This is a genomic window from Candidatus Thiosymbion oneisti, assembly GCF_900092655.1.
Taxonomy (GTDB): Bacteria; Pseudomonadota; Gammaproteobacteria; order Chromatiales; family Chromatiaceae; genus Thiosymbion; species Thiosymbion oneisti.
In genome coordinates this window covers 1-279 of the sequence record NZ_FLUY01000995.1, presented here as the reverse complement: position 1 = coordinate 279, position 279 = coordinate 1, and the positions used below count along the sequence as shown (strand labels likewise).

The following is a 279-nucleotide window of genomic DNA, read 5'->3' as shown; positions in this document are numbered from 1 at the left end:
CATCGGCCAGGAAGTCATCGTCGACTTCCTGGAAGGCGACCCCGACCGGCCCATCATCACCGGCGGGGTCTACAACGACGTCAATAAGCCTCCCTATGGATTACCCGGCAGCGCCACCGTCAGCGGACTCATGTCCAACAGCACCAAGGGCGGCGGTGGTTACAACGAATACATCATGGACGACACCAAGGGCCAGGAGCTCATCCGTGAGCATGGTCAATTCGACAAAGACAGCACCATCGAGCACGACCTGCGCGAGCATGTGCTGCATGATCGCAG

1 protein-coding gene is annotated in these 279 nt (G+C 59.5%); it reads left to right on the top strand.

Annotated elements, in window-relative coordinates; translation table 11 throughout:
* A partial coding sequence (locus BQ17_RS10260) for a bacteriophage T4 gp5 trimerization domain-containing protein (protein WP_439645665.1) occupies positions 1–279 on the top strand: 279 nt, incomplete at both ends.